This is a genomic window from Sedimentitalea todarodis, assembly GCF_032595355.1.
GTDB classification, from domain to species: Bacteria; Pseudomonadota; Alphaproteobacteria; order Rhodobacterales; family Rhodobacteraceae; genus Sedimentitalea; species Sedimentitalea todarodis.
In genome coordinates, this window is record NZ_JASMWN010000006.1 from 177562 (window position 1) to 197185 (window position 19624).

Annotated in this window: 22 protein-coding genes; 11 read left to right on the forward strand and 11 right to left on the reverse strand. The window is 58.3% G+C overall.

Annotated features, from left to right (window positions below; all coding sequences use genetic code 11):
• Positions 1-30: 30 nt before the first annotated feature.
• Positions 31-483 (forward strand): NUDIX hydrolase, encoded by a 453-nt coding sequence (locus QO231_RS10340; protein ID WP_316775814.1) that lies wholly within the window; start codon positions 31-33, stop codon positions 481-483.
• Here the strand turns inward: QO231_RS10340 and QO231_RS10345 are convergent.
• The gene (locus QO231_RS10345; protein ID WP_316775817.1) at positions 470-1750 is read right to left on the reverse strand and encodes a PP2C family protein-serine/threonine phosphatase; all 1281 of its coding nucleotides are present in this window, start codon (positions 1748-1750) and stop codon (positions 470-472) included. The genes QO231_RS10340 and QO231_RS10345 overlap by 14 nt on opposite strands.
• Before the next feature lie 163 nt (positions 1751-1913).
• On the opposite strand from QO231_RS10345, the gene QO231_RS10350 reads away from it, so the two are divergent.
• The gene (locus QO231_RS10350; RefSeq protein ID WP_316775819.1) at positions 1914-2246 is read left to right on the forward strand and encodes an Hpt domain-containing protein; all 333 of its coding nucleotides are present in this window, start codon (positions 1914-1916) and stop codon (positions 2244-2246) included.
• 87 nt (positions 2247-2333) lie between these two features.
• Here the strand turns inward: QO231_RS10350 and ilvA are convergent, their stop codons facing one another.
• The gene (gene ilvA, locus QO231_RS10355) at positions 2334-3560 is read right to left on the reverse strand and encodes a threonine ammonia-lyase IlvA (protein ID WP_316775821.1); all 1227 of its coding nucleotides are present in this window, start codon (positions 3558-3560) and stop codon (positions 2334-2336) included.
• A 100-nt stretch (positions 3561-3660) separates the two neighbouring features.
• Here ilvA and QO231_RS10360 point away from each other — a divergent pair, with 100 nt between their 5' ends.
• Together QO231_RS10360 and QO231_RS10365 are read left to right on the forward strand one after the other, a co-directional pair.
• Positions 3661-4878 (forward strand): argininosuccinate synthase, encoded by a 1218-nt coding sequence (locus QO231_RS10360; RefSeq protein ID WP_316775822.1) that lies wholly within the window; start codon positions 3661-3663, stop codon positions 4876-4878.
• Positions 4875-5300, forward strand: coding sequence for a DUF1810 domain-containing protein (locus QO231_RS10365; RefSeq protein ID WP_316775824.1), 426 nt, complete (start codon positions 4875-4877; stop codon positions 5298-5300). Before QO231_RS10360 ends, QO231_RS10365 begins: the two co-directional genes overlap by 4 nt.
• Here the strand turns inward: QO231_RS10365 and QO231_RS10370 are convergent.
• Together QO231_RS10370 and QO231_RS10375 are read right to left on the reverse strand one after the other, a co-directional pair.
• Positions 5297-6010, reverse strand: coding sequence for a sulfotransferase-like domain-containing protein (locus QO231_RS10370; RefSeq protein ID WP_316775825.1), 714 nt, complete (start codon positions 6008-6010; stop codon positions 5297-5299). The genes QO231_RS10365 and QO231_RS10370 overlap by 4 nt on opposite strands.
• The gene (locus tag QO231_RS10375) at positions 6010-6918 is read right to left on the reverse strand and encodes a D-amino acid aminotransferase (protein WP_316775827.1); all 909 of its coding nucleotides are present in this window, start codon (positions 6916-6918) and stop codon (positions 6010-6012) included. The genes QO231_RS10370 and QO231_RS10375 overlap by 1 nt, the downstream gene beginning before the upstream one ends.
• Before the next feature lie 128 nt (positions 6919-7046).
• On the opposite strand from QO231_RS10375, the gene msrA reads away from it, so the two are divergent.
• Positions 7047-7697, forward strand: coding sequence for a peptide-methionine (S)-S-oxide reductase MsrA (gene msrA / locus QO231_RS10380; RefSeq protein ID WP_316775828.1), 651 nt, complete (start codon positions 7047-7049; stop codon positions 7695-7697).
• A gap of 124 nt (positions 7698-7821) precedes the next feature.
• Here the strand turns inward: msrA and QO231_RS10385 are convergent, their stop codons facing one another.
• Complete coding sequence (locus tag QO231_RS10385) at positions 7822-8334, reverse strand: CAP domain-containing protein (protein ID WP_316775829.1); 513 nt, start codon at positions 8332-8334, stop codon at positions 7822-7824.
• Between the two features lie 168 nt (positions 8335-8502).
• On the opposite strand from QO231_RS10385, the gene QO231_RS10390 reads away from it, so the two are divergent.
• On the forward strand, positions 8503-9102 hold the full coding sequence (locus QO231_RS10390) for a L,D-transpeptidase (protein WP_316775832.1): 600 nt from the start codon (positions 8503-8505) through the stop codon (positions 9100-9102).
• Between the two features lie 137 nt (positions 9103-9239).
• On the forward strand, positions 9240-9422 hold the full coding sequence (locus QO231_RS10395; protein WP_316775834.1) for a hypothetical protein: 183 nt from the start codon (positions 9240-9242) through the stop codon (positions 9420-9422).
• Between the two features lie 73 nt (positions 9423-9495).
• On the opposite strand, the gene hemH is transcribed toward QO231_RS10395, so the two are convergent.
• Positions 9496-10557 carry a ferrochelatase gene (gene hemH, locus QO231_RS10400; protein WP_316775835.1) on the reverse strand — a complete coding sequence of 354 codons (1062 nt, stop codon included), beginning with the start codon at positions 10555-10557 and terminating at the stop codon, positions 9496-9498.
• Positions 10558-10611: 54 nt separating this feature from the next.
• A complete protein-coding gene (locus QO231_RS10405; RefSeq protein ID WP_316775837.1) occupies positions 10612-11430 on the reverse strand; it encodes a methyltransferase domain-containing protein in 819 nt (272 codons plus the stop codon).
• A gap of 17 nt (positions 11431-11447) precedes the next feature.
• Between QO231_RS10405 and QO231_RS10410 the strand changes: the two genes are divergently transcribed.
• The 4 genes from QO231_RS10410 to QO231_RS10425 are packed head-to-tail and all read left to right on the forward strand — an operon-like array spanning position 11448 to position 13758.
• The gene (locus QO231_RS10410) at positions 11448-12176 is read left to right on the forward strand and encodes a ComF family protein (protein ID WP_316775839.1); all 729 of its coding nucleotides are present in this window, start codon (positions 11448-11450) and stop codon (positions 12174-12176) included.
• A 37-nt stretch (positions 12177-12213) separates the two neighbouring features.
• Entirely contained in the window at positions 12214-12474 is a 261-nt protein-coding gene (grxC, locus tag QO231_RS10415) for a glutaredoxin 3 (protein WP_316775841.1), read from the forward strand.
• Positions 12471-13301, forward strand: coding sequence for a carbon-nitrogen hydrolase family protein (locus QO231_RS10420; protein WP_316775843.1), 831 nt, complete (start codon positions 12471-12473; stop codon positions 13299-13301). Before grxC ends, QO231_RS10420 begins: the two co-directional genes overlap by 4 nt.
• Before the next feature lie 13 nt (positions 13302-13314).
• On the forward strand, positions 13315-13758 hold the full coding sequence (locus tag QO231_RS10425) for a MarR family winged helix-turn-helix transcriptional regulator (protein WP_316775845.1): 444 nt from the start codon (positions 13315-13317) through the stop codon (positions 13756-13758).
• A 416-nt stretch (positions 13759-14174) separates the two neighbouring features.
• On the opposite strand, the gene infB is transcribed toward QO231_RS10425, so the two are convergent.
• Genes infB through rimP form a run of 4 tightly spaced genes read right to left on the reverse strand, consistent with a single transcriptional unit; the run spans position 14175 to position 19529 of the window.
• Positions 14175-16661: a translation initiation factor IF-2 gene (infB, locus tag QO231_RS10430; RefSeq protein WP_316775846.1), complete on the reverse strand. Its 2487-nt coding sequence runs from the start codon at positions 16659-16661 to the stop codon at positions 14175-14177.
• A gap of 8 nt (positions 16662-16669) precedes the next feature.
• Positions 16670-17290 carry an RNA-binding protein gene (locus QO231_RS10435; protein WP_316775847.1) on the reverse strand — a complete coding sequence of 207 codons (621 nt, stop codon included), beginning with the start codon at positions 17288-17290 and terminating at the stop codon, positions 16670-16672.
• A 23-nt stretch (positions 17291-17313) separates the two neighbouring features.
• Positions 17314-18954 (reverse strand): transcription termination factor NusA, encoded by a 1641-nt coding sequence (gene nusA, locus QO231_RS10440; RefSeq protein WP_316775848.1) that lies wholly within the window; start codon positions 18952-18954, stop codon positions 17314-17316.
• Positions 18954-19529 carry a ribosome maturation factor RimP gene (gene rimP, locus QO231_RS10445; RefSeq protein ID WP_316775849.1) on the reverse strand — a complete coding sequence of 192 codons (576 nt, stop codon included), beginning with the start codon at positions 19527-19529 and terminating at the stop codon, positions 18954-18956. The genes nusA and rimP overlap by 1 nt, the downstream gene beginning before the upstream one ends.
• Positions 19530-19624 lie beyond the last annotated feature (95 nt).

Consider the following 19624-nt stretch of genomic DNA (forward strand, 5'->3'; position numbering starts at 1 on the left):
CGCAACCCGCGATGTAAGGGCAAAAGACCGATGATACGACGCTTTGGCGCTCCGCCTGTAAGGGGCGAGACCTATGTGCGCCGGGTCGGGGCCTATGCGCTCCTGCCCAGGGGACGTCACTTGCTTCTGACCTGTCAGTCCGACCCCGACCCCGATCTCCAACTGCCCGGCGGCGGTGTGGATCCCGGCGAATCCCCTGTCGCTGCATTGCATCGTGAAGTATATGAGGAAACCGGATGGCATGTCGCGAACCCGCGGCGCATTGGTGCCTTTCGCCGCTTTGCCTACCTGCCCGAGTACGATCTCTGGGCGGAAAAGATCTGCCTGATCTATGTTGCCAAACCAACGTTGCGGATCGGTCTCCCCACGGAACCCCTGCATCAGGCGATCTGGACCGAGCCTTCTGTCGCGGCCAAACTGCTGGGAAACGCCGGCGACAGGCATTTTGCGGAGATGCTGGCCCGCGCCTTCATAACGCCTTGAATTCAAATAGAGTGGCGGACACATCGTCTTCCATTCCAAATTCCGCAGACATTTTCTGGGTCAATCCCCAGAACAGATCGTCAAGAAATTCCTTTCCCGCGCGCTTGGCCTGGCACCCACCAATCAGGTCCACCAATCCCTGTTCCTCCAACATTTCGCCGCTGGTCAGTCGGCTTTCCGTAAAGCCATCGGAATACAGCAGCAAACGATCGCCCGGCGTCAGTTCGACCTTGAACTGCGAGCATCGAATTTTCGGCAGCAACCCTATCGGCACGCCGCCTTCGCCTACAAACTCCGAACGCCCATCCGCATGCAGAACCAATGGATAGGGATGCCCCGATTGCACCAGCTTCAGAACGCCGGTCTTCAGGTCCGCCACGGCGTAAATCATCGTGAAATATTCTTCGATCCCGGAATCCGCCAGTAGCCGTTCGTTCAGCATCTCGGCAACCGTTGCGGGCTCGCGAAGGGTATAGCTTCCGTTGGCTTGCCGCTCCATGCCAAGGTTCTGATCCGGATAGGCACTGCTCAGCAAACCTCCCAATTTTGCGGTCATCATCGCGGATGTGATGCCGTGACCGGAAACATCAATCGAGTAGAAGGCAACCTCATCATCGTTTGGCGAGAACATGCCCACCAAATCCCCGCCGATATGACCACAGGGCTTCAAAAGCAAGCTGACCTGCGATTCGCCAAAACTACGGGAGAACTCGGGCACGAGGGACTGCTGGATTTTCTTGGCCTGAATCAAATCCTTGTCGATGGTATCATAAGCAACGCGAAGCTGGTCCAGCGTGTCGGATATCAATTTGTTCTTGTCCGACAATTCGCGCTGCATATCAAGAATTCGCCCGCCCGCCGAGATGCGCGCGCGCAACTCGTCGGCATTGACTGGTTTGGTCAGAAAATCGTCCGCCCCGGCATCCAGACCCTGCGCGACCTCGTTCTTTTCGCTCTTGGACGTAAGCAAGATGAAATAGGCATAGTCAGCGCCCGACATGTCCCGAAAGTTCCGGCAGAATTCCAAACCCGACATCCCCGGCATCATCCAATCGCTTAGAACAAGGTCCGGACGAAAATTGCGGCACAGCTCAATCGCCGTATCACCACTTTCGGCTTCGATGACCTCAAATCCCCATTTCTTGAGCGATGATGCGATGATGCGCCGCTGCAGGCGGCTGTCATCGACCAGAAGAACCTGACGAATCGATCTGAAATCGGCCTGGCCCGCGATTTGTATCCGGCTTGCCGGAACGGCAGTAGACATGGTGGATCCGCGCTTTGTTACCTAATCTCGCATCATCTTGCGCGGCACATCTTAATCCCGAATGAAGGCTAAAATTGTCTGTGAAAGACCCATATCCATTAACCCGGCGTTAACGCGGCATGATCGCCTAATATCACCTAAAGGGCATAACGATGGATGAGGCATGATTGACTGGTCTCGGGTAAATGAACTGTGCGATGAAGTTGGGTCCGAAGACTTTGACGAGGTTGTCGAACTCTTTCTGGAAGAAGTCGAAGAGGTCATCGCCAGACTGCGCACGGCACCAGACCCGTTGCAACTTGAACAGGATTTGCATTTCCTCAAAGGCAGCGCATTGAGCCTGGGGTTCACCACGTTTTCCAACCTCTGCCAGGATGGAGAGCGGGTCTCTGCAGATGGTCAGGCAGACTCGGTGAACCTCGCGGAAATCGTCGCCGAATTCGAGCGATCCAAGGCTGCGTTTATTGCCGAGTTACCAGAGCGGGTTGCCGCGTGATGGCAATCAATGCAGGCAAACCGCAAACTGATCCAACGCGCGCAACCGCGAGTCCAACGGGCGAATGTCAGTGTCTTTTTGCATGCATCAGATCAGAAACTGCGCCAAGGTGTCGTCATTCGTGATATCGCGATAGGAGAACCCGGCCTCGTCGAGATGCGCAAATAGCCTGACAAAGCTGTCTGAATGCTTGGTTTCAATCCCGATCAGAACCGAGCCGAAATTCCGTGCCGATTTCTTTAGGTATTCAAAGCGTGCAATGTCATCGTCTGGCCCCAGTATTTCGAGGAAATCGCGCAACGCGCCGGGGCGCTGTGGCAAGCGCAAGATCAGGTATTTCTTGACGCCTGAATACCGAAGCGCGCGTTCTTTCACTTCGGGCAGACGTTCAAAATCGAAATTGCCGCCCGACGTGACACAAACAACCGTCTTGCCGCGAATCTCGGTCTGCACATCGCCAAGCGCTTCAACCGACAGGGCTCCGGCGGGCTCCAGAACGATGCCTTCGACGTTCAGCATTTCGATCATCGTGGCACAGATCCGGTCCTCGTTCAGAACGATCACATCCGACAAGGGAACGTTTTGCAACAATTCAAACGTCTTTTTTCCGATCCGCCCCACCGCCGCGCCGTCCACGAACGTGTCGACATGCGGCAAGGTCACCGGGTGTCCCGCCGCCAACGCGGCCTTCAGGCAGGCGCCGCCTGTCGGCTCAACAAAGATCGCGCGTGCATCCTTGCCAAAATAGGTCGAGACGCCCGATGACATGCCGCCGCCACCCACCGGCAAAAGGATAATGTCTGGTGCCTGTCCCAGTTGATCCGCGATTTCAACGGCAACCGAAGCCTGCCCCTCGATCACATCTGCATCGTCAAACGGCGACAGAAAATAGCCCCCCTCGCGTTCGCACCACTTTTGCGCCTCTGCCAGCGTGACGTCGAAATAATCCCCGACCAGATGAATTTCGACATGGCCGCCCCCAAACATACGGGTCTTTTGAATTTTCTGCTGCGGCGTGGTGACAGGCATGAAAATCACGCCTCTGACACCCATATGCATGCACATGAAGGCCACGCCTTGCGCATGGTTTCCCGCGCTCGCGCACACGAACAGCTTCTGGTCCGGCAATTTGCGCATGGCATTGAACGCTCCGCGCAGCTTGTAGGACCGTACCGGGCTCAGGTCCTCGCGCTTGAGCCAGATATCCGCGCCGAACCGATCCGACAAATGGATGTTTCGTTGCAACGGAGTTTGCGGGAACACCGCGCGCATTGCCATTTCAGCAAGCCGGGCCTTGTCTTGGAAATCACTCATATCTCTCTCTGACCCAGCTTGCCGCCACACGCAACCACAGCTTGCCCCTCTGCAAAAAACCCGGTAACCCGCTGCGGATCCAAGTGAAGAGGAATTCCAAATGTCTGCGCCCAAGAAAGTCGTGCTGGCCTATTCCGGCGGTCTGGATACGTCGATCATTCTGAAATGGCTGCAAACGGAATATGGCTGCGAGGTGGTTACCTTTACCGCCGACCTCGGTCAGGGTGAAGAGCTTGAACCCGCGCGCAGCAAAGCCGAAATGATGGGTGCCAAGGAAATCTATATCGAAGATCTCCGCGAAGAATTCGTGCGCGATTTCGTGTTTCCGATGTTCCGCGCAAATGCCCTTTATGAAGGGCTCTACCTGCTGGGCACCTCCATCGCGCGCCCGCTGATTTCCAAGCGTCTGGTCGAGATTGCCGCCGAAACCGGTGCCGACGCCGTGGCCCATGGGGCAACCGGCAAAGGCAACGATCAGGTTCGATTCGAGCTGGCCGCATATGCCCTGAACCCGGATATCAAGGTCATTGCGCCTTGGCGGGAGTGGGACCTGTCGAGCCGGACCAAGCTGATCGACTTTGCGGAAAAGAACCAGATTCCAATCGCCAAGGACAAACGCGGCGAAGCGCCGTTTTCGGTGGATGCAAATCTGCTGCACACCTCGTCCGAGGGCAAGGTGCTCGAGGATCCGGCCGAAGAGGCTCCCGACTACGTCTACCAGCGTACCGTGCACCCAGAAGATGCGCCGAACGAGCCGGAATTCATCGAAATCGGGTTCGACAAAGGCGACGCAGTCAGCATCAATGGCGAGGCGATGAGCCCCGCCACCGTCCTGACGCGGCTGAATGAGCTTGGCGGCAGGCACGGTATCGGCCGACTGGACCTTGTCGAAGGACGCTTTGTCGGGATGAAATCACGCGGCATCTATGAAACGCCGGGCGGCACCATCCTGATCGAGGCGCATCGCGGCATCGAACAGATCACGCTCGACCGCGGGGCCGCGCATCTCAAGGATCAGATCATGCCGCAATATGCGGAGTTGATCTACAACGGCTTCTGGTTCAGCCCGGAACGTGAGATGTTGCAGGCATTGATCGACAAGAGTCAGGAGCACGTCACCGGCACGGTCCGCCTGAAACTCTACAAGGGCCTCGCGCGTACGGTTGGCCGTTGGTCGGACATGTCGCTCTATTCCGAAGAGCACGTCACCTTCGAGGACGACGCCGGGGCCTATGATCAAAAGGACGCTGCCGGGTTCATCAAGCTCAATGCGCTGCGCCTGCGGCTGATTGCAATGCGGAACCGCCGCCTGACATGACTGATGAAACCGACGCCGAACTTTTTGTCGAAGCACAGGATACAGTGTGGGCGACGGTGATTTCGGAACTGACAGAGGGCAAGAAACAGAGCCACTGGATGTGGTTCGTATTTCCACAATTGGCGTCGCTGGGCCAGTCGCATATGGCCCAGCTATACGGCATTCACAATCTGGCCGAAGCGCGCGCCTATCTGAGTGACCCGGTCTTGCGCGAACGGCTCGTCGAGGTTTGCCGCCTCCTGCTGAGCCATTCGGGCAAGCAAGCGGAAACGATCCTGGGGCCGACGGACGCGCAGAAACTGCGGTCGTCCATGACCTTGTTTTCTGCTGTTCCCGATGCACCCGCCGTGTTCACAGGGGTGCTTGAGACCTTTTACAACGGCGAACGTTGCGCAGTGACCGATAAGGAGCTTCGCGCCTAAAGCGCCACGGTTTTCAATCGGTTATAGTGCTTCATCGCGATGTCATGCACGTCTTGCAGATGTTCCGGCACGTGTGGCAATGGTCCCTCGGCAGCGGCAAACCCGGTGCTTTTCCAGACAGACCCGTACCAGTGCGGAGCCCATGGGCCGTCTTCGGGATGCCCTCCGCGCGGCCAGGACAACATCTTGGGGGTGAACGGAAGGCCGATCGCCTTGCACAGGCGCCGCAGCATCTTGTCGGGATCCTTGCGGATATCCGTGCTGTCGATTACCACCGGGCTGCCCTGCCAGCTGTTCACGTCGTCAAACAGTTCGGCTTGCTGGGCAAACCCAATGTCCTCCAGTGTCGGGTCCTCGCGCTTGGCCGCGTAGCTGGCAATCACCCGCGCGGGGTGGCGGATCAGGAATACGTTGACCATGTCCCGCATCCAGGTCCGCGACACGCCCGGCACCATGTGCTGGGTCATGTGCTTCTGATAATAGTGATCGAACCCACCCGGCACCGCACCGGTAATCTTTGCCACAACTTCGTCGGCATCGGTCGATTGTGCCTTGAGGATCGCGTCGCGCATCGGGTGATCCAACCCGGTTGCCGCAAGGTAGGCGGCATAAAACGGTTCATCCACCACGGCGCAATCACCGCGCGCACCGAACGAGTACATCATCGCCGTCGACAGGTTTCTCGGCCCGGACCACATCGCAATCCGCATCAGGCGCATTCCCTTTCGATTAGGTCCTTGTAGAGCGCGCGAATGCGTTCCGTCATCGGACCAAGCTCACCGCTGCCAATGCGCCGCCCGTCGATTGACCCGACCGGCGTTTGTGCGCCGAACGTGCCGGTCAAAAAGGCCTCATCCGCACCATAGGTATCGACGAGGCTATAGTTGCGCTCGTGCACAGGGATGTCATTTTCGCGGCAAAGGTTGATCACCTTTTGCCGCGTGATCCCGTTCATGCAGTAGTCCCCGGTGCTGGTCCAAACCTCACCCTTGCGCACGACAAAGAAATTGCAGGCGTTGGTGGTGTTCACGAAGCCGTTCACATCCAGCATCAGCGCCTCGTCCGCGCCCGCCTTTTCCGCCGCGATACAGGCGAGGATGCAATTCAGCTTTGAGTGGCTGTTCAGCTTGGGGTCCTGTGTCATCGGCAGCCCCCGCAAATGCGGAACCGTTGCCAGTTGAATTGGCCGGGGCAGTCGGGGCCGCGAATGCTCCATGATGATCACCATGGTTGGTCCCGATTTGCTGAGGGAGGGATGTTGAAACGGCCGCATCTTGACGCCGCGTGTCACCATCAGCCGCGCGTGGGCGTCGGTGTGCATGTCGTTGGCCGCCTGTGTGTCTCGCAGGGCCGCGATCACGCTGGGCCGATCCATGCCGATGTCCAGATCGATCGCCTTGGCCGCTTCGAACAACCGGTCCATATGCTCGTCCAAAAATGCCCATGCCCCGTTGTAGAGACGCAGCCCCTCCCAAACCCCGTCACCCAACATGAAACCACTGTCATAGACGCTGACCATCGCGTCGGCCTTGGGTACGACTCGGCCGTCCACATAAATGCGGATACCTTCGTTTCTGACGTCCTCTTCGGCCTGATGTGTCGACATCTTTTCCGTCATGGCCCTCTCCCCGTCGATTCTCGCGCAGCACGTCCCGGTCACATGCCGTCACCTCGGCGTGACATTTCATGTCATCGTCTTGCCCGGTCTCGGGCGACAAGACAACCTGTGCGTTGATGGAGAGCAAAATGAAAACACTGAACACGTTCAAGCCGATTTTTCTGACAATCCTGATTGCGACCGCATGCTGGATCAAGGCTCACGACGCCAGCGCCGCGGAGGCAGAAACACTGACAGTTGCGGGTGGCTGTTTCTGGTGCGTCGAAGCAGATTTCGAAAAGGTGAACGGCGTCATTGGCGCCGTTTCAGGCTATACGGGTGGAACGACCAAGAACCCGACCTATAAACAGGTGACACGCGGCGGAACTGGCCACTACGAGGCTGTTCAGATCATGTTTGACCCGGATGTGGTCAGCCGGGCGACACTGCTGAAGATGTTCCTGCGATCGGTCGACCCCACTGATTCCGGCGGACAATTCTGCGACCGCGGCAACAGCTACAGAACTGCGATATTCGTCTCCAACCAAAGCGAAAAGGCCCTGGCCAAGAAGGCTGTCGCCAATGCACAGGCCGATTTGGGTCAAACGATCGTGACACCGGTCCTGCCCGCATCGCCCTTCTATCTCGCTGAGGATTATCACCAGGACTACTACAAGGGGCGATCGCTGGTGCTGACCCGGGCCGGGCCCAAGTCACAGGCCACGGCTTACAAATTCTATCGCGATGCCTGTGGCCGCGATGCGCGCGTCAAAGAGCTTTGGGGGAAAGCGATGGGTTGACCCGCGCATTGCACGGGGACGCGGCGCAGCAGGGGCTGATCGCCAATCATGATGAGGCTGTGGGCGGGGCTCCCGACGACTTGCGTCTGAGACTTGCTGTTGATGCGGGTTGACTGGAAAGATCTCAGCCTCCCATCAACATTGTCCACCAGATCTTGCCGCTGGAATCCTGGTACCACGAGAAACCCATGTCTCTGGCACGCCGATCCATGATCACTTCGCGCGTACCGGTTGCATCCATCCATGCAGCCAGGGTTTCCAGTTCGGTTTCGTAGGTCTCAGAAATGTTCTCGCCGAGCATTGCGCCCTGATACCCGGCGCGTTGCGCGCGGTCGATGGGCGATGATCCGTCAGAGCCAAAATGCCAGGGCCGATTCTGTACCGACATGTCGCGCGAATGCGTGGCGGCGGCGGCGTTGAGCTCAGAGTTCAACTGGACCGGCCCGGCACCCGCAGCCGAGCGGAGGGAATTGACCGAATCAAGAACGCGAAACTGGATGTCGGCTTTTTGACTGTTTCGTATCTTGTAGACCTTGGGTAGGGGCTGGCCATCGGCGCCGATGCCACCCGATGTGGGCGCGCCACATGCCGAAAGCACAAACAGGGCGGTCAGCAAGAGAGAAATGATGCGTATCATGGCATATCCCGACGTATGAGTTCCGATAGCAAATACCCCGAAGAGGGGCGATGCGCAAACTGACACTTGCCCACTTGTGGCTCATCGCATCCGATTGATTTGCGACTGCGGCATTCTGGCCATATGATTCGTACGATTCGGTACGCCGACGAAACGCAGGTGATCAAGATGAAACATAAGCCAAATTCGAAACAGACCCGCCGCAGTTTTCTGGCCAGCGGCGTTGCCTTTGCCGGTGCGCCACTTTTTGCTCAGGATGTGTCAGTTGACCCGCTGCGGCCACCGCCGCAACCCGAAGCGCCGGTTCGGCATAACATCTCGAGCTTTCGGTCAATCGACTGGCGGCCGCATTTCAGCTCGCTGCGGAACGGGGCAATTCTTGTCGACACCCGTTCACGGGCGCTGCATTTCTGGTCAGAAGACCAGACGACCTACAAACTCTTCCCGTCCAGCGTTCCGCTGACCGAAGAGATGACACGCCGGGGTCGAACCAGCGTGATCCGCAAAGTTGTCGGCCCAAGCTGGAGCCCGACACCATCGATGCTAAAGCGAAACCCCGAATGGCCGGCCTACATCCCCCCTGGACCGGACAACCCCTTGGGAACGCACGCCTTGTACCTGGGATGGAAGTACTACCGAATCCACGGCACACACGATACGCGCAAAATCGGGCGCCAATCGTCGAACGGATGTATTGGCCTCTATAACAATCACATCGAAGAACTGTTCGGGATGACCAAGGTGGGCACGCAAGTGTTGCTAATTTGACGACATCGGCGTGTTCGTGGTGCGCATGCGTCAAACAACAGTTTGCAATCGCTGCACATTGCTGCATAGAAAAAAACACGAGGTAAGTCATGGTGCGCGGTTCGTTTGACTGAACCGTGCTAACTCTGGAGGTTAATATGAAGAAACTCGTTCTCGCCGCTGCACTGGCTGCTGCTGCTTCGACCGCAACTGCCGGCAACTTGGCAGAGCCCGTCGTGGAAGCGCCGGTTATCGTTGAAGAAACAACCAGCTCTTCCAACGGCATCTGGCTGCCGTTGCTGCTGCTGGTTCTGGTTGGCGCTGCTGTTGCATCAAGCTAATCACTACTACTAAACTGGGAAAAAGGCGGTGGATTTCCATCGCCTTTTTTCATTGACTGAACCGGTCTGAAAGTCAGTCAATCCAGCCGCTGAGGTTTTGCTCGATCACGGTTGCGAGCGCGGCAATGTGGGCATCGTCATCGTTCAGGCAGGGAATGTAGGTAAACGTTTCTCCGCCAGCCTCGATAAAGCTCTCTTTGATCTCTTCATTGATTTCTTCAAGCGTCTCTATGCAATCCGCCGAAAAGGCCGGCGCGCAGATAGCTATGTTCTTCTTTCCACCTTCGGCCAGTCGGGCGACTTCTTCAACGGTATAGGGCTGAAGCCATTCCTCAGGGCCAAAGCGGGACTGGAAGGTGGTCGTGATGTCGTCACCGTCCCATCCCAGCCGCTCTCGCAGCAGCCGCGTGGTCTTCTGGCACTGACAGTGATACGGATCGCCTTCGGTCAGATAGCGTACCGGAACCCCATGATAGGAACAGACCAGAACATCAGGCCGGCGATCCAGATCCGCGTAGGCGCGCTCGACAGACTGGGCAAGGGCGTCGATATAGGTTGGCTGGTCGAAATAGGGGGCGACCGTACGCGCCGCAGGTTGCCACTTTTCCTCCATCAGCGCGCGAAAGAACGCGTCATTGGCCGTCGCCGAGGTGGCACCCGCGTACTGAGGGTAAAGCGGGACGAACAGGATCTTTCTGCACCCTGCCCCAACCATCGCGCGGACCCGTGACTTGGTGGACGGGTTGCCATACCGCATGCAGAAATCAACCATGACCCGGTCACCATAACGGTCAGCCATCGCCTTGGTGATCTTGGCGGTCTGATCCTTGGTGATGGTCATGAGCGGGCTTTCCCCGGCCTCTTCGTTCCAGATCGACTTGTATGCCGCGCCACTTGAAAACGGGCGTTTTGACAGGATGATCAGTTGCAGCAATGGCTGCCACTTCCATGACGGGTAATCGATGACGCGTTTGTCCGAGAGGAACTCGCCAAGATACCGCCGCATGGACCAGTAGTCGTAGTTGTCGGGTGTCCCGAGATTGGCCAGCAACACACCCACTTTCTCGGTGGGCACCTCGGGGTGCTCGGATGGAGCATGCGTGGGGCGCGGCGCGGCGGTGGATGTGTCGAGCATAGGGTATCCTGATCTCAGGGTGTTTCAGTGCAGATAACCGCTTTTACGGGCGGGTCAATCGGACAGTTTGGTTTCCCGGGTCATGAGGGCATCTGCCAGACGGGCCTGTGCCGAACCCGGTCGCAGTGGCTTTGGCTGGCTGTCATCGGGCGACCAGCCCGTCAGGCAAATCATTTCGAACGTTGCGGGCAGGTATCCGCCAGACGTGGCGTATCTCTCGCGATAGAAGGCCTGTGCCATCTCGAACACCGCCCGACGTGTCGGTCGACGCAGGCGTGACGTCAGGGCATTGGTTTCGCCCATGTCTCGCAGATCGTGCATGAGGTGGCCCAAATCGCGATACCTGGCAATCGACGCGTGGCCGTCCGCAACGGGAAGGCTCAGCCCGGCGCGCTGAAGCAACGCTCCGACTTCTCGGATTTCCGCCATTGGTGAAATCCGCGGAGAAAGCCCCCCTGACGCGCGGCTTTCCGCATCGGTCAGCGCGCTGCGCAATTCGTGAAGCGTACGGCCACCAAGCAACACCCCCAGAAACAGGCCGTCGGGAATCAGGGCACGACGGCATTGAATGATCTGTCCAACAGGATCGTTTGACCAATGCAGGCACATTGCATGGACCACCAGATCATATCGTCCCGCCTCCAGATCCAGCGTATCATTGTCCAATTCCAGAGTGGCGTCGGGGAAATGATCCTGCCAGAAATCAGGAAATGCGGTCACGACGGCCAAGGAATTAAAGGTCCTGTTAACCATCGAAAGGCGATCCTTGATCTCGTCCACAGCGAGTTGCTGCAGGAAGAGATCGTCGGCACGGGCGCGGCTGCGGTGGCGCAGCAGGGCATTGCGGTCAAATATCCGGGGTACATGGGTCATGGACGGAAACTAGGCGGATGCTGGCAAGGATTCAAACGGCGGTATCACTTTTATATCCCCCGCGCTGTCTGGGCTGTGGGGACATGGTGGAGAGCGACTTCGGCCTGTGTGGCACCTGCTGGCGCGAAACTGCCTTTGTCGGCGGAACCGTATGCGAGTCCTGCGGCGTTCCATTGCCAGGCACGGGTGACGGGCACCGGCTTGAATGCGATGATTGTATGGCGCACCCGCATCCCTGGTCTCATGGCCGTGCAACGCTTGTTTATGAAGGTCGTGCGCGCCAGATGGTTCTGGCGCTGAAACACGGGGATCGGCCCGAGATCGCCCGTCCCGCGGGCCGCTGGATGGCGCATGCGGCGCGGTCAATCCTGGTGCCGGAAACGGTTGTTGTGCCTGTGCCGTTGCATTGGTCGCGCTTTCTGAAACGGCGTTACAACCAATCGGCCTTGCTGGCGCAGTCACTGGCGCAGGAATTGCGCATCGACGTCTGCCCCGACCTGTTGCGACGCACAAAACGCACCGCAATGCTCGAGGGAAAGACTCCGGAACAGCGGTTTGCCACGTTGGAGGGCGCAATCCAGGTCAATCCAGATCGCAAGGAGAAACTGCAGGGGCGCACAGCGTTGCTGATCGATGATGTCATGACCACGGGCGCGACGTTGAGCGCCTGTACCTTGGCTTGCCGGGCGAATGGGGCGAAAGATGTGCGTGTACTGACACTGGCACGAGTTGCAAAGGATGCTTAGATCACCGACAACATGCTCACGTATCAGAGGTAAGCGAATGCAACCGGTCGAAATCTATACATCGCCACTTTGTGGCTATTGTCACGCAGCCAAGCGCTTGTTGGATCAGAAAGGCGTGGATTTCTCTGAAATCGACGTTCTTGCCAACCCCGAACGCAAGCCGGAGATGATCCAGCGTGCGCAGGGTGGGCGAACCGTTCCGCAGATCTTTGTGGGCGATCTGCATGTTGGTGGTTGTGACGATCTTTTTGCACTTGAGCGGTCGGGCAAACTCGATGGGCTGCTGGCAATCTCATGAAAACCGCACTGGTGCAGCTCAATTCTTCCGACGATCCGGACGACAATCTCGGTCGTATTCAAGGTTTTGTGGTAGAAGCGGCCAGCGCAGGGGCACGTCTTGTCCTGACGCCGGAAGTATCCAATTGTGTATCGACAAGCCGACGTCATCAGAACGATGTCCTCAGGGAAGAGGCCGAGGATGCGACCCTCGCCGCGCTGCGGGCGCGGGCAGCGGAACAGAACATATGGCTCTTGATCGGCTCGCTTGGGCTCAAGACCCAGGATGTGGACGGACGGTTTGCCAACCGGTCCTTTCTGATTGCACCGAATGGAGAGATCCGCGCGCGGTACGACAAGATTCACATGTTCGATGTGCAGGTCACGCCCGAAGAGACCTATCGTGAATCCGATGGCTATCGGCCGGGAAACCGTGCGGTTGTTGCTGATACGCCCTTCGGAAGGATCGGGATGAGTATCTGCTATGATATCCGTTTTCCGCATCTCTATCGGGCCTTGGCGCAGGCGGGCGCACAAATCCTGACGATTCCCGCCGCGTTTTCATATGTCACCGGCGCCGCGCACTGGCATAGCCTGTTGCGCGCTCGTGCAATCGAAACCGGATGTTTCGTTCTCGCTCCTGCACAAACCGGAGAACATGCGAGCAATATCGGAAAGCCCCGGCGGACCTTCGGGCACAGCCTTGCTGTTTCGCCGTGGGGAGAGGTCTTGCTCGACGCGGGTATGGACACGGGGGTGTTCATCTTCGATATGGACCAATCAGCCGTGGCAGAGGCGCGTCGCAAGGTGCCGTCACTCACCCATAGCCGCCCGTTCGAGGGCCCATGACGATGCTGCACTTATGAGCGATGATACCAATGCCCTTGCGGTGACACTTTTCAGCGAGATTCTTGCGGCGGATCAGCTGCTAAGAAACCGGTTGAGCAAGGTATTGCCCAAGGGAATGGAGATCTCGCATTTTTCGGTGCTCAATCATCTTGCGGTCATCGGGAACGAGCGAACCCCTGCGCAGCTGGCCGACACGTTTCACGTAACCCGTGGTGCAATGACAAACACCCTAGGCAAGCTGGAGCTCGCCGGTTATGTGCATATTCGCCCGGATTGGGATGACGCCCGTCGCAAACTTGTCGCGATCAGCCCCGCCGGACGCCAGGCGCGCGAACAAGCAATTTCGGCACTGACACCGGTGATCAATCAGGTGGTGGGCGAGTTGGGGACGGAAAACGTACGTGCTGTTTTACCCGTTTTGCGAGATCTTCGAATGCAGCTTGAAATCAGAGATTGAGTCTGGCGCAAGTTTCTTGACAAATTCGCCTGCTTTACGAACTTTTTGCAACAGTTTTTCTGCGGATGGGAACTAATCAAAAAAAATTGGGTGATTTGCTGCGTAATTATGCATACTGTTAATAACATTGTTTTGGGAGGAACGGTATGCTTCGCACTATTCTCATTGGAACATGTATTTTGATTCAGGGTACCTTTGTTCGCGCCCTGCCGGATGGCCGCATTGCGGTCCGCGTCGGGTCAAACGAATTCATGGGCAAGCCCGTCACTCCGTCCGTCTGATCCGTTCCGGAACATACCGCGTTTGACATGGGTCAGGTGACACAGGAATAACGCGAAACGCTTCTGGACCCAAAAAAGACAAAGGGCACGCCCGGATCAAGCGCGCCCTTCAAAATCACTGTTCAGCTTTATCGGTCAATCCAGTGTCCGCGTCACTTCTTCGCGCTCAAAGATCTCGATCACATCTGCCGGACGGATATCGTCGTAGTTTTCGAACGCCATCCCGCATTCCTGACCCGATTGAACCTCGGCAACTTCGTCCTTGAACCGCTTGAGCGTTTTCAGCGTTCCTTCGTGGATTACCACGTTGTCGCGCAGAAGGCGTACACCAGCGCTGCGGCGGGCGATACCCTCGGTCACCAGGCAACCGGCAACCTTGCCAACGCCTGTCACCTTGAACACTTCCTTGATCTCGGCATAACCGATGAACTTTTCGCGAATTTCAGCGCTCAGAAGTCCGCTCGCGGCGGCTTTGACGTCGTCAACGAGATCATAGATCACCGAATAGTACCGGATCTCGACACTCTTCTGGTTCGCCGTGTTCCGCGCACTCGCATTGGCACGAACGTTGAAGCCCATGATCGGCGCACCGCTTGCCTCGGCCAGGCCGACGTCGGTTTCGGTGATGGCACCAACCCCCGAATGCAGGACGCGCACGCGTACTTCATCGTTGCCGATCTTCTCCATCGCCTGAACGATCGCTTCTGCAGAGCCCTGCACATCGGCCTTGACCAGAATGGGCAACTCGCTGACGTTCTCGTCCGCCTTGGCGTTCGCCATCAACTGTTCGAGCGTCGTGGCGGCGCCGGCAGCGGCACGTTTTTCCTTGGCGAGGTTGGCACGGTAATCCGCGATCTCGCGAGCTTGCGCTTCGGTATCGACAACGTTCAGCACGTCGCCCGCTTCGGGTGTGCCGTTCAGGCCGAGAACCTCGACAGGAACCGACGGGCCGGCGTCATTGACCCGCTCACCCTTGTCGTTCTCCATGGCGCGAACCTTGCCCCATTGTTCACCGACGACAAAGATATCGCCCTGACGCAATGTACCATTCTGCACCAGTACCGTCGCCACCGGGCCACGACCCACATCGAGCTTGGCTTCGATAACGGCACCCTGAGCCGCGCGGTTCGGGTTGGCGTGCAGCTCAAGAATCTCTGCCTGAAGCGCGATTGCTTCGAGCAATTGGTCCAGACCCGTGCCATTGATTGCCGACACTTCGACGTCCTGAACGTCGCCCGACATCTTTTCAACGACAACTTCGTGCTGAAGCAGGTCGGTGCGCACCTTGTCGGGATTGGCATCGGGGCGGTCGATCTTGTTGATTGCCACGATCATCGGAACCTTGGCAGCCTTGGCATGGTTGATCGCCTCGATGGTCTGCGGCATCACCGCATCGTCCGCGGCAACAACCAGAACAACGATATCGGTGACCTGTGCACCACGCGACCGCATCGAGGTAAACGCCGCGTGTCCGGGCGTGTCGAGGAAGGACAACAGCTGTCCGTCTTCGGTTTTGACCTGATAGGCGCCGATATGCTGCGTAATACCGCCGGCTTCACCCGAAACCACTTTCGCCTTTCGAATCGCATCGAGCAGAGAAGTCTTGCCGTGGTCCACATGGCCCATCACGGTAACGACCGGCGGACGCGGCACCAGATCTGCTTCATCATCGTCGATCTGGGCGATGACATCCTCGACGTCAGCGTCAGAGACACGCACCACCTTATGGCCGAATTCCTCGATGATCAGTTCCGCGGTGTCCGCATCGATGGTCTGGTTCTGCGTGACCATCATGCCCATGTTCATCAGCGATTTGACGACCTCACCCACGCGTTCCGCCATGCGGTTCGCCAGTTCGGACACCACGATCGCTTCGGGCAGATTCACGTTGCGCACAACCTTTTCGCGCTCGACGCTGCCGCCCATCGCCTTCTGGCGCGCACGTTCCTGCTTGCGCTTCATCGCGGCCATCGACCGTTGCCGTCCGCCTTCGCCGCCGCGCAACGCCTGGTTTAGCGTCAACTTGCCGGACCGGCGTCCATCATCTTCTCGGCCTTTGCCGCGCGTGTTGCGCTGTTCGCGCTCGCGGTCCGTCTTGCGGGGGGCCGTGGCTGCCGGCTTGTTCGCTGTTCGTGGCGCCGCAGCCGCTTCCGGCTCGGACGCGGCCGGGGCAGCGGCACGCTTCGCAGCTTGCTCCGCTTCCAGACGCTGGCGCTCTTCCTCGGCGACCTTGGCTTTCAGCGCTTCTTCGCGCTCGCGCTCTTCGCGCTCCTTGGCCTCGATTTCGGCACGGCGACGTTCGCGGTCTTCGGCACGTTCGCGTTCTTCTGCCTTCCGGGCCGCCGCTTCTTCGACTTCGCGCGATTTCGCTGCCTGAACTGCCTTCAGACGTCGGTCCATTTCAGCATCGGTAATACCAGCGGGACGCCGTGATGGGTCACCAGCTGGCGTGGACATTGGAGAACCGGACTTGCCTGCACCCGGCTTGGGAACCACAACGCGCTTGCGCTTGGTTTCGACCACAACATTCTTGGTCCGACCGTGACTGAAACTCTGTTTCACGTTCCCCGGACGGGAACCACCACGCAGGCCCAAAGTCTTTTTGCCGTCAGTATCGCTCATAAAGCTCTTTATCCTTCCAGGCGGCCCTTGCCGCCTTCCGTTTTGCGTACACCGCGCAACCGCTGCGCTTCCTCTACAACACGTTGGGCGAGTCCGCCAGAGGCGAGCGCCGCATGTATCACAGTTTCGCGCCCAAAGGCCAATCCTAGCTCATCGGCGGTCAACCAGCCGATGTAGTGGCCAAAATGGGGTGTGCTTAGTTTCGATTTTCCACGTCCTGAACCGTCCACGGCCTGAAGCAGAATCAATGCCTCTTCCTTGGACAGCCAGTCCTTTACTTTTTCGTAACCGGCAACAGCAGCGCCGGATTTGCGGGCCAGGCTGATCAGGTCCACAACCCTGCGCGCCAGTTGCCGTTCCACTTCGTCGGTCAGCCCCTCGGGGATCTGAACCTGTGTCTTCAGACTGCGGGCGAACAGTTTCTTGGCAACTGCCTTGTCCAAGGCCGCACGATCCGCGGAAACATAGACGCCCCGCCCGGGCAACTTGCCCAGAATATCCGGGACCACCTGCCCATCCGGGCCCAGAACAAACCGGATCAACCCGAATTTGGGCTGCACTTCGCCCGTGGCTATGCACTTGCGATCCGGCCCATCCGACCGTTCCTTGACGACGCCACCGCGACTCATGCTGTCCCTACCGGGGCCTGAGATCAGGCCCCGACCTCCGAAGTCTGTTCTTCGCCATCCTGTAGTGCCGCGTCCTCGTCTTCCTCTTTTTCCTCGGTTTCCAGATCGGCAGGGTCAACCCAGCCCAACAGGATACGCGCCGTCATCACGAGGTTCTGCGCCTCTTCCAGCGACATGTCGAATGGCTCCAGGATACCATCATCCTTGACCCGCTCGCCATCGCTCGTGGTCCAGCCACCGGCCAGTTCCCAATCCGCGCAGGTTGCAAAGTCTTCCAGCGTCTTGACGTCGTCCTTGGCAAGAGCCTCGATCATCTGTGGCGTCAGGCCTTCAAAATCAACCAGGCTATCCTCGACACCTAACGCGCGGGCATTGTCGAGCGCCGCTTTGGCCTGTGCTTCGAGGTTTTCGCGGGCACGGGTCTGCAGCTCCTTGGCGGTGTCTCCGTCGACTCCATCAATCACCAGCAGTTCATCGAGCTCGACATAGGCAACCTCTTCGAGATTGGTAAAGCCTTCGGAGACCAGCAACTGGGCAAAGAACTCGTCGAGATCCAGCGCGTCCATGAACAGCTGGGTGCGGACTTCGAACTCTTTCTGGCGACGCGCGCTTTCCTCTTCCTCGGTCATGATGTCGATATCCAGACCGGTCAATTGGCTGGCCAGACGCACGTTCTGACCCCGACGGCCGATGGCCAGGCTCAACTGTTCTTCCGGCACGACAACTTCGATGCGCTCGGCTTCTTCGTCCAGAACCACCTTGGTCACTTCGGCAGGCTGGAGAGCGTTCACAAGGAAGGTCGGCTGATCTTCATTCCATGGAATGATGTCGATCTTTTCGCCCTGAAGCTCGTTCACCACGGCCTGCACCCGGCTGCCGCGCATACCGACACAGGCACCGACGGGGTCGATGCTGTTGTCATAGGAAATTACGGCAATCTTGGCGCGGCTTCCGGGATCACGGGCAACGGCCTTGATCTCGATGATACCGTCGTAGATTTCCGGCACTTCCATCTTGAACAGCGCGGCCATGAATTCCGGCGCGGTACGGCTCAGGAATATCTGCGGGCCGCGGGGCTCGCGGCGCACGTCCTTGATGTAGCACCGGATGCGGTCGTTCGGGCGATAGCTTTCGCGGCCAATCTTTTCGTTGCGGCGCAGGATGGCTTCGCCAGTGCCTACATCAACCACAACGTTGCCGTATTCCTCGCGCTTGACAACACCGTTGATGATGCTGCCGGCACGATCCTTGAATTCTTCGAACTGGCGGTCACGTTCGGCTTCGCGGACACGCTGAAGGATCACCTGCTTTGCGCTCTGCGCTGCGATCCGGCCCATTTCGACCGGCGGAACCTCTTCGACGTACATATCGCCGACCTTGGGCTCTGCGAGGTACTGTTTTGCCTGATCAATGGTGAATTCAGCCTGATAGTTCTCAAGCTCTTCTTCCTCGACCACCGTGCGCACGCGGGTAAACGTCGCCTTGCCGGTTTTGCGGTCGATGGACACACGAATGTCCATTTCCGCGCCATAGCGGCTCTTGGCGGCGCGGGCGAGCGATTCTTCCATCGCTTCGACCACCAGTCCGGGGTCGATCATCTTTTCACGCGCCACGGCCTCGGCCGTTTGCAGCAACTCGAGCTGGTTGGCGGATGTAATGGCCATCAGTTGTCCTCCTGAGCAGACTCTTCGGTCTCAATCTCGTCAAAATGGTCTTCGTTCAGTGCGCCCGCCGCCTTGCGTTGGCGCAGCATTTCCTTGATCAGGTCGTCGGTCAGCACCAGCTTGGCGTCACTCAGCCAATCGAATTGCAGCCCGATGGTGCCCTCCGAAATGTTGATCAATACCTCATCGCCTTCGATGCCAGCCAGTTCACCCTTGAAGCGGCGGCGGCCATCGATCAACTCGGTGGTTTCGATCTTGGCCTCATAGCCTTCGTAGGTGTCAAAATCCTTCAGCCGCGTCAGCGGGCGGTCAATGCCGGGACTCGATACTTCAAGCGCATAGGTATCCAGAATCGGGTCTTCGACATCCAGCGTCGCGCTGACCGCGTTGGAAACCTCGGCGCAATCGTCCACTTCGATCCCGCCGCCCGGACGGTCGACCATGATCTGCAGCGTCGTCTGCTTGCCGCTCATCAGGCGTACGCGCACAAGCTCGAACCCCAGGTCTTCGATAACCGGGGTGATGATTTCGGCCAGTCGCCGGTCAATCGCAGCTTTTGCAATCAGATCGTTCATCGTGTCTTTCTATGCAGGGCGCGGGCACAAAAAAACGGGCCCGCGGCCCGTCAAATTATCCGGTGGAGCCTCGGGTCCAGAGCCCGACGCGCCGC